8 protein-coding genes and 1 pseudogene are annotated in these 8665 nt (G+C 66.4%); 3 read left to right on the forward strand and 6 right to left on the reverse strand.

Features of this window, described 5'->3' with window-relative positions:
• Window positions 1–214, forward strand: a pseudogene (locus NFX52_RS28320) (hypothetical protein); the annotation flags it as partial.
• A 292-nt stretch (window positions 215–506) separates the two neighbouring features.
• On the opposite strand, the gene mnmH reads toward NFX52_RS28320, so the two are convergent.
• From mnmH to NFX52_RS28340, 4 genes are all read right to left on the reverse strand, one after another.
• Window positions 507–1619, reverse strand: coding sequence for a tRNA 2-selenouridine(34) synthase MnmH (mnmH, locus tag NFX52_RS28325; RefSeq protein ID WP_055402254.1), 1113 nt, complete (start codon window positions 1617–1619; stop codon window positions 507–509).
• A 2-nt stretch (window positions 1620–1621) separates the two neighbouring features.
• On the reverse strand, window positions 1622–2692 hold the full coding sequence (gene selD / locus NFX52_RS28330; RefSeq protein WP_055402255.1) for a selenide, water dikinase SelD: 1071 nt from the start codon (window positions 2690–2692) through the stop codon (window positions 1622–1624).
• Between the two features lie 297 nt (window positions 2693–2989).
• A complete protein-coding gene (gene serS / locus NFX52_RS28335) occupies window positions 2990–4309 on the reverse strand; it encodes a serine--tRNA ligase (protein WP_055402252.1) in 1320 nt (439 codons plus the stop codon).
• A gap of 32 nt (window positions 4310–4341) precedes the next feature.
• Window positions 4342–5283 (reverse strand): threonine/serine dehydratase, encoded by a 942-nt coding sequence (locus tag NFX52_RS28340; protein ID WP_055402251.1) that lies wholly within the window; start codon window positions 5281–5283, stop codon window positions 4342–4344.
• Between the two features lie 168 nt (window positions 5284–5451).
• Between NFX52_RS28340 and NFX52_RS28345 the strand changes: the two genes are divergently transcribed.
• Window positions 5452–6180 carry a CBS domain-containing protein gene (locus NFX52_RS28345; protein WP_055402248.1) on the forward strand — a complete coding sequence of 243 codons (729 nt, stop codon included), beginning with the start codon at window positions 5452–5454 and terminating at the stop codon, window positions 6178–6180.
• A gap of 133 nt (window positions 6181–6313) precedes the next feature.
• On the opposite strand, the gene ispH is transcribed toward NFX52_RS28345, so the two are convergent.
• Window positions 6314–7309, reverse strand: coding sequence for a 4-hydroxy-3-methylbut-2-enyl diphosphate reductase (ispH, locus tag NFX52_RS28350; RefSeq protein ID WP_055402245.1), 996 nt, complete (start codon window positions 7307–7309; stop codon window positions 6314–6316).
• Window positions 7309–7773, reverse strand: a complete 465-nt coding sequence (locus NFX52_RS28355) for an FKBP-type peptidyl-prolyl cis-trans isomerase (RefSeq protein WP_055402242.1) — start codon at window positions 7771–7773, stop codon at window positions 7309–7311. Before NFX52_RS28355 ends, ispH begins: the two co-directional genes overlap by 1 nt.
• A gap of 88 nt (window positions 7774–7861) precedes the next feature.
• On the opposite strand from NFX52_RS28355, the gene radC reads away from it, so the two are divergent.
• On the forward strand, window positions 7862–8575 hold the full coding sequence (gene radC, locus NFX52_RS28360) for a RadC family protein (RefSeq protein WP_055402240.1): 714 nt from the start codon (window positions 7862–7864) through the stop codon (window positions 8573–8575).
• Window positions 8576–8665: the final 90 nt, after the last annotated feature.

An 8665-nucleotide genomic window follows, 5' to 3' on the forward strand; every position in this document is an offset into this window, starting at 1 on the left:
GGGGTTTCTGCCCTCGGGGTGGGTGGGCCCGCTGGGTTTGCGCGCCCCGGGCGCACGCACGCCACTAGCGCCGCTGCAATACAGCTTCCAGTGGCGCCGGGGTGATGCGCGGGCACTGATCCCCGCCATGCAACGCCTGGCGCAGGCAGAGGTGGACTTTTCGGTGTCGCCTGCGCTAGGGATGTCCTGCATAACCCTCGCGAGTCGGTGGTAGTGCGGATCGGGTGGGGCCGCAAGGCGTCTTTTGGCAGCCAATAGCCGGGCTATTGGCAAGAAAAGCAACGCAGCGGACTGCCCGAGACCGCGCTATCACAGACCGCAGGGAGTTATGCAGGACATCCCTAGGGATTCTCTGCACGAATTGAGCGGCAAGTGGGCGCTGCGGATCGGGATCGGCTGCAAGGCGCAAAACGCAGCAATGGCCGTAGCTATTGCGAGTATCTGCAACGCAGCAGACCGCCCGAGGCCGCAGATGCACACGGCGCGGTGATTCGTGCAGAGGGTCCCTACGACTGGCAGCTTGAGAGCCCGGCGCGTTCCCGCAAATAAGCCAGGACTTCACCGTAGGCCCCTTGAAACTCAATGCGGCCAGCCCGGCTTTCGCGCTGATAAGCGTACATGGGGTCGTAGTAACACCGCAGCAGCGCCGTGATCCAGTCGCGGTGCTGCGCAGCGTCGCCCTGCGCCTTCTGCTGGGCCAGGGCGCGGAGCATCGTCGCCCGCAGCAGCTGGTGACGATCTCCCCCCAGGCGCTTGTGCAGTTTGTCCAGGCTTTCCAGCAGGCGGGCAGAGAAGGCGTCAAACCCCTGCACCTCGCCCTGCGCAGCACAAAACTCGGCGCACTGCGCGACCACGTAGTCCCGCAGGATGCGCTCAACCCTGGCTTCAAAGGGCTCGTCGACATACACCATCGGGGCCTGCTCCAGGCACAGCCTCAGCTCCAGCGGCACAGCGCAGCGCCCCACATGCCGGCCCTCGTCCTCGACGACGAACAGCCGCTGCCCTGCCGCGCGCTTCTTGAGGATGTCGATGGCCAGCTGGTTCTCGAAATCAATCTGCGCGGGCTGGCCGCTCACACGCTGGCCAAAGCTGGATCCCCGGTGGTTCGCGTGCCGCTCCAGGTCAAGTCCGCTGGCCAGCTGTTCAATCAACTCGGTCTTGCCGGTGCCCGTGAGCCCGCCAAGCACTACAAACCGGCATTCCTGCGCGGCAGCCTGCGTGGTCTGCAGCAGGAAGGTGCGCATGGCCTTGTAGCCACCGATCACGCGGGGGTAGTCGATGCCCGCTTCGGTCTGCAGCCACTGCTGGACGATCTGGGAGCGCAAGCCGCCGCGAAAACAATAGAGCACGCCCTGCGGATGGGCCCGTGCAAACTCGGCCCAGGCCTGGATGCGCGCCCGCTTGATGTCGCCGGACACCAGCGTGTGCCCCAGCGCAATGGCCGCGTGCTGGCCCCGCTGCTTGTAGCAGGTGCCCACCTGCTGGCGCTCGGCATCGTCCATCAAGGGTAGGTTGACCACTGCAGGGAAAGCCCCCTGGGCAAACTCCACGGGTGCACGCACATCCATCATGGGCACATCGTTCAGAAAGATGTGCCGGTAGTCGGCCAGGTTCTCCATGGTCAGCCCAAAACGACAGTGAAGGCCTGTCGCGCGGTCAAGTGGCCGATGGGCGCGAGCTGCAAGCCACACCCGGCTGCCACTTGCAGAAAATCGCTCTCGCCTTCGGGTGCCACGGCAACCAACAAGCCGCCGCTGGTCTGTGGGTCGCACAACAGTTGCTTCTGCGTATCGTCCAGCGGCGCAATCCTGGCGCCATAGCTGTCGAAGTTGCGCTGGGTGCCGCCGGGCACGCAGCCTTCGGCCAGGTAGTACTCCACGCCGCTCAGGCGCGGTACGGCGGCATAGTCAAGGACCGCCGTCAGGCCACTGCCCTCGGCCATCTCGACCAGGTGGCCCAGCAAGCCAAAGCCCGTGACATCGGTCATGGCCATGACGCCCGGCAACTTGCCAAAACGGCTGCCGGGCTGGTTGAGGGTGCACATCAGGTCGCGCGCGCGGCCTACGTCCTCGGGCCGCAGCTTGGCCTTTTTCTCTGCGGTGGTGAGGATGCCGATCCCCAGCGGCTTGGTCAGGTACAGGCGGCAGCCCGCCGTGGCGGTGTCGTTGCGCTTGAGGTGGCGTTTTTCCACCACGCCCGTCACGGCCAGCCCGAAGATGGGCTCCGGCGCATCTATCGAATGCCCGCCGGCCAGCGGAATGCCTGCAGCGTCGCACACCGCGCGTCCGCCGCGTACCACCTCGCGTGCCACCTCGGGCGGCAGCACATTCACCGGCCAACCCAGGATGGCAATGGCCATCAGGGGGTCTGCACCCATGGCATAGATGTCGCTGATGGCATTGGTGGCAGCAATACGCCCGAAGTCGAACGGGTCGTCCACGATGGGCATGAAAAAGTCGGTGGTGGACACCACACCGCGTTCGTCGTCCAGCGCGTACACGGCAGCGTCGTCCCGCGACGCATTGCCCACCCAAAGGCGGGGGTCCAGGTTCTGGGCGCCGCTGCCCGCCAGGATCACGTCGAGCACCTTGGGGCTGATCTTGCAGCCACAGCCTGCACCGTGGCTGTATTGGGTGAGACGGATGGGGGTGCTGGGGGATGCGATGCCAGGAGGGGTGTCGGGAGAAGTCATGGCCGCATTGTCCCGAATCGGCGCCCCACAACCATTGCGGGGCCGCAAAAACACCAAGGCCTGCCCGCGCATTTGATTTGCGTGGGCAGGCCCTGCGGGGTGCGCCCGGCCAAAGCCGATCCGGGGCGCAACACGTGGCCGGTCAGGCCGCGGGTGTCAGCTCCGACACTCCACCCATGTAGGGGCGCAGTACCTCTGGCACCTCTACGGAGCCGTCCGCGCGCTGGTGGTTGTAGTTCCGGCACGCTTCGCTTAACTTTCGCGTTGCGAAAGTGAGCCTACACAGAAACTATCCGCTCAGGTCGGAGCAAGCTCCGACACTCCGCCCATGTAGGGGCGGAGAACGGCCGGAACCTCGACGGTTCCGTCCGCACGCTGATAGTTTTCCAGCACCGCCACCAGCGTGCGGCCCACGGCCAAGCCGGAGCCATTCAGCGTGTGCAGCAGTTCGTTCTTGCCTTGTGCATTCTTGAAACGGGCCTGCAGGCGGCGGGCCTGGAAGGCTTCGCAGTTGCTCACCGAGCTGATTTCGCGGTAGGTGTCCTGCGCGGGCAGCCACACTTCCAGGTCATAAGTCTTGGCGGCGCCAAAGCCCATGTCGCCGGTGCACAGGCTCATCACGCGGTAGGGCAGGCCCAGCTTCTGCAGGACGGTCTCGGCGTGGCGGGTCATTTCCTCCAGCGCTTCGTAGCTCTTGTCGGGGTGGACGATCTGCACCATCTCGACCTTGTCGAACTGGTGCTGGCGGATCATCCCGCGCGTGTCGCGGCCGTAGCTGCCAGCCTCAGAACGGAAGCACGGCGTGTGGGCCGTGAGCTTGATGGGCAGGTCGGATTCGGCCACCACCACGTCGCGCACAAAGTTGGTCAGCGGTACTTCGCTGGTGGGGATCAGGTACAGCGCAGCGTTGTCCGGCACAGGCTCGCCATCCTGGCCGCCCTTCTTGGCAGCAAACAGATCGCCTTCAAACTTGGGCAGCTGGCCGGTGCCCTTGAGGGAATCGGCATTCACAGCGTAGGGCACATAGCACTCGGTGTAGCCATGCTCCTGGGTCTGAACGTCCAACATGAACTGGCTCAGTGCGCGGTGCAGGCGTGCAATCGGGCCCTTCATCACGGTGAAGCGCGAGCCCGAGAGCTTGACGCCCATGTCGAAGTCCAGGCCCAGCGGTGTGCCCACATCCACATGGTCCTTCACTTCGAAATCGAACTTGGCGGGGGTGCCCCAGCGGCGCACTTCCACGTTGCCCGCTTCGTCGCTGCCCACCGGCACGGATTCATGTGGCAGGTTGGGCACAGCGACCAGCATGGCCAGCAGCTCGGCCTGGATCTGTTCCAGGCGGGCAGCGGATTGTTCCAGTTCCACCTTGCCTGCGGCCACCTGGGCCTTGATGGCTTCGGCACCATCCTTGTCGCCCCGGCTCATCAGCATGCCGACCTGCTTGGACAGCTGGTTGCGCTGGGCCTGCAGCTCTTCGGTGCGGGTCTGCAGCGTCTTGCGTTCGGACTCCAGGGCCTGGAATGCGGAGACGTCCAGGAAGGCCTGGGGCTTTTTGCGGGTTTCCAGCCGCGCGATGGCGGTGTCGAGGTCTTTGCGGAGGAGAAGAATGTCAAGCATGGCTGGATTTTAAAGGGGTGGTCGGCCTGGGCTCAGGCAAGGATTGCCGGGTCGAAGTTGGCGCCGCAGAGAATGAGGGCCACCGTTTCCTGCGGCTGGGGCTTGTAGGCACCGATCTGCAACGCCGCCAAACCCAGCGCGGCAGCGGGCTCCACGGCCAGTTTCAGCTCTTTCCACAGCCACAGCTGGGCGGCGCGGATGGCGTCGTCGGGCAGCAGCAGGGCATCGTGCACATGGCGCTGGCTGACCTCCCAGCCAATGGCGCCGATGCGGCGCGCGCCGAGGGAATCAGCGGCCACGCCACCCACGTCCACATCCACCGGCTGGCCTGCGGCGCGCGCCGCGTGCAGGGTGGGCGCAAGTTCTGGCTCCAACGCGACAACATGGGCGCGGCTCTCCACCCACGCGGCCACGCCGCCGATGAGGCCACCGCCGCCCACACTGACCAGCACCGTGTCGGGCAGGCGGCCACCCTGCTCTTCCATCTCCAGTGCCAAGGTGCCTGCCCCGGCCACCACCTCGGGCTGGTCGTAGGCGTGGGCCTGCAGCGCGCCGGTGGCCTTCTGGCGGGCCACGCAGGCCTCGAAGGCTTGTGAATAGGCAGCGCCGGTGACGACCACCTCGGCGCCCAGCGCGCGCAGCCGGGCGCGCTTGGCCTCGGGCGACACCTCGGGCACAAACACCTCGCAGCGCACACCCAGCGCCTTGGCGGCAGCAGCCACGGCAATTCCGGCGTTGCCGCCTGAGGCAATGATCACGCCACTCTCGGGCACCGGGTTGGCCAGGAGGCGGTACAACATGCCGCGCGCCTTGAAGCTGCCGCCCACCTGCAGGTGCTCCAGCTTGAGCCAGACCTCGGCGCAATCCACGCCCAGGGACTTGCCAGAAACGCGCATCAGCGGCGTGGTGCGCAAAAAATCAGGCTGGGTGGCCAGTTGGTGGCGGGCGGCGGCGATGGCGGCGCGGTCGATCATGCAGGGGCTCCGGTGAAGCTGGTGGGGTCAAAAGAAGGGGCAGTGTAGGGGTTGCCCGCAACATGCAGACACAACGCTGACTGCACGCGCGCCGCACAACTGCCGATAACATGGGCAGAGCAGCCCCCACCCCAACGCGGTGGTCGGCTTGCGCGCAGGAGAAAAAGCATGTTTTTTGTGTTCGGCCCGTCGGGCCAGATGTACCGGGGTGGACCCGAAAACCTGGCGCGTATTTCTGCGGTGCGCAGCGTGCAGCGCCCGCAGGCCCTGCGCACGCGGGCCATGGACGCGCAAGATGGTCAGCCGGGGCCCATCTTCACGGCCTCGCCCCGTCCCACTGCGGCCGATGCCAGCGCTGCCGCACCTGCCGCCATCGTCAACCTGCGCATGCACGACGCCGTGAGCGCCTATGCGCAAACCGAACAAGGCCCCCAGGCCACCGCCCGACAGCCGCTGACCAAGGTGAGCGACGTGATGACCACCGGTGGCGTGAGTGTGGCGCCCGGTGTGCGCGTGAACGATGCCTGGCAGACCCTGGCCGAGCACAAGGTGGCGCAGGCGCCGGTCGTGGATGCGCTGGGCCGTGTGATCGGACTGCTGCTGAGGGCCGACATGGCGCCGCTGGACCTGCTGCCCGAGCCCGGTGCCGTCAAGCAGGCCATCGACCTGGCGCGCCGCCCGGTATCCGAAGTGATGGTGAGCCCCGTGCCCACCGTGTCGCCCGACACCGAGCTGCGCCGCGTGGCCGCCGTGCTGCTGGACACGGGCCTGCCCGGCCTGCCGGTGACCGACGAGGCGGGCGTGCTGTCGGGTTTTATCTCCCGCACCGACATCCTGCGCGCGGTGGCGGCGGACCCACCGCTGGATTTGTGGAGCGGGCCTGCGATGGCGCTGTAGCGCAACCCATCCTGCACGGCGACAAAATAGGATTCAAATCAGGACCTAGCGCTTATCCATCAACCGCTAGCAGCTATCAATTAAGAAGCAAAAACAAACGAACACCTTCCCATGAGGCGCCCGCTGCCCCAGATCAATGCCCCGCAGGCCCGGTCTCTGGCGTGCGTTCGGTGATGCTCAAGCCGGTGGTCGCGTCGATTTTGAGCCCCTTGGGCAGCGGGAACTTGATGGTTTCCTCAATGCCCGCCATGGTGCGTACCGACACAGCACCCAGCGCCTTGATGCGGTCGATGACCTGCTGCACCAGGATTTCCGGCGCAGAGGCTCCAGCGGTCAGCCCCACGCGGGCGAGGCCATCAAACCATTCGCCTTTCAGCTCGTCGGCGCTGTCCACCATGTAGGCGGTGGTGCCCAGCTTGGCAGCCAGCTCGCGCAGGCGGTTGCTGTTGGAGCTGGTGGGGCTGCCCACCACAATCACCACGTCCACCTGCGGACTCAGCACCTTGACGGCGTCCTGGCGGTTCTGCGTGGCGTAGCAAATGTCCTGCTGCTTGGGCTCGCGCACGCTGGGAAAGCGCGCGCGCACGGCGGCCGAGATTTCGGCCGCATCGTCCACGCTCAGCGTGGTCTGCGTGACCACGGCCAGCTTCTCAGTCTGCCGGGGCTGCACCCGGGCCACGTCTTCCACGTCTTCCACCAGGTGGATTCCGTGGTCGAGCTGGCCCATGGTGCCCTCGACCTCGGGGTGGCCCTTGTGGCCGATCATGATGAATTCGTAGCCCTCTTTGGCGAGCTTGGCCACTTCGACGTGCACCTTGGTCACCAGCGGGCAGGTGGCGTCAAAAATGCTGAAGCCGCGCGCCACGGCCTCTTGCTGCACGGCCTTGCTCACGCCGTGGGCACTGAAGACCAGCGTGGCGCCCGGGGGCACGTCCGACAGCTCTTCAATGAAGATCGCGCCCTTGGCCTTGAGGTCGTTCACCACGTAGGTGTTGTGCACGATCTCGTGGCGCACGTAGATGGGGGCGCCAAACTTCTGGATGGCGCGCTCCACGATCTCGATGGCGCGGTCCACACCTGCGCAAAACCCGCGCGGCTCGGCCAGCAGGATTTCTTGCGGTGCCTGCATCACAGGATCCCGATCAGTTGCACTTCAAAGGTCACGGGCTGGCCTGCCAGCGGGTGGTTGAAGTCGAACAGCACGGCGCCGTCGTCGCGCACCTGCATCACGGCGCCTGCGTAGCTGCCCTGGCCGTCAGGCGTGGGGAACTGCACCACATCGCCCACGTTGTACTTTTCGTCGGGGTCGCCCAGCTCGTTCATCAGCTTGCGGGCCACCCATTGCTGCATGTCGGGGTTGCGCTCACCAAAAGCCTCGCCCGCAGCCAGCTCGAAGGTGGTGCGCGTGCCTTCGGCCAGTCCCAGCAGGCGCTGCTCCATGGCGGGCGACAGCTCGCCCGTGCCCAGCGACAGGGTGGCGGGCTTGTCAGTGAAAGTGTTGATCACATCCCCCGCCGGACCGGCCAGGCGGTAGTGCAGCGTGAGGAAGGAACCCGGCTGAACAGTGGGAAGGGAGGTGGAAATAGAGGTCATGAGAGTCCCGATAAACTGCCGCGATTGTAGAAAACCGGGCAAACCCCTACCGCCGCCACCGCTGCTGGCGCGTCCCACCTCCTCTTCCATGGCCATCAAAGACCTGCCCGCCGACGCACAGCCCCGCGAAAAACTGCTGGCGCGCGGCCCCGCCGCGCTGGCCGATGCCGAGCTGCTGGCCATCCTGCTGCGCACCGGCATCGTGGGCAAGGGCGTGCTGCAGATGGCGCAGGAGCTGCTGGACCCGCCCGGCATCGACCCGGACACCGGCGCCATCAACGGCGGCTTCGGGGGCATTGCCGGGCTGTTGCACACCAGCGCGGCCGACCTGGAGCGCATCAAGGGCCTGGGCCCCGCCAAACGCGCCGAACTGGTGGCGGTGCTGGAGCTGGCTCGCCGCGCCCTGGCCCAGCAGCTGCGCGAACGCGAGGTGTTCGACTCGCCCGATACCGTCAAGCACTACCTGCAACTGCACCTGGCGGCCAAGGGGCACGAGGTGTTTGCGGTGCTGTTCCTTGATGCGCAAAACCGACTGCTGGCGCTTGAGGAACTGTTTCGCGGCACGCTCACGCAGACCAGCGTGTACCCGCGCGAGGTGGTGCTGCGCGCCCTGCACCACCAGGCCGCCGCCGTGGTGCTGGCCCACAACCACCCGAGCGGCAGCGTGCAACCCAGCCGGGCCGACGAGGCGCTGACCCAGACCCTGAAGACCACGCTGGCACTGGTGGACGTGCGCGTGCTCGACCATGTGATCGTGGCGCCCGGCCAGGCGCTGTCGATGGCCGAAAAGGGACTGGTATGACTGCGCCTGCGCCCGCACCGGCCCATCCGACGACTGCATTACACGCCGCGCTTGCACGCGCTGCGCGCGGCTGCGAAGGCCCTATGGGCG

Origin of the sequence: Acidovorax facilis (assembly GCF_023913775.1) — a bacterium.
GTDB lineage: Bacteria > Pseudomonadota > Gammaproteobacteria > Burkholderiales > Burkholderiaceae_C > Acidovorax > Acidovorax facilis.

Coding starts and splice junctions, on each gene's coding strand:
- mnmH (WP_055402254.1), bottom strand. CDS start 1,619: ATGGAGAACCTGGCCGACTACCGGCACATCTTTCTGAACGATGTGCCC.
- selD (WP_055402255.1), bottom strand. CDS start 2,692: ATGACTTCTCCCGACACCCCTCCTGGCATCGCATCCCCCAGCACCCCC.
- serS (WP_055402252.1), bottom strand. CDS start 4,309: ATGCTTGACATTCTTCTCCTCCGCAAAGACCTCGACACCGCCATCGCG.
- NFX52_RS28340 (WP_055402251.1), bottom strand. CDS start 5,283: ATGATCGACCGCGCCGCCATCGCCGCCGCCCGCCACCAACTGGCCACC.
- NFX52_RS28345 (WP_055402248.1), top strand. CDS start 5,452: ATGTTTTTTGTGTTCGGCCCGTCGGGCCAGATGTACCGGGGTGGACCC.
- ispH (WP_055402245.1), bottom strand. CDS start 7,309: ATGCAGGCACCGCAAGAAATCCTGCTGGCCGAGCCGCGCGGGTTTTGC.
- NFX52_RS28355 (WP_055402242.1), bottom strand. CDS start 7,773: ATGACCTCTATTTCCACCTCCCTTCCCACTGTTCAGCCGGGTTCCTTC.
- radC (WP_055402240.1), top strand. CDS start 7,862: ATGGCCATCAAAGACCTGCCCGCCGACGCACAGCCCCGCGAAAAACTG.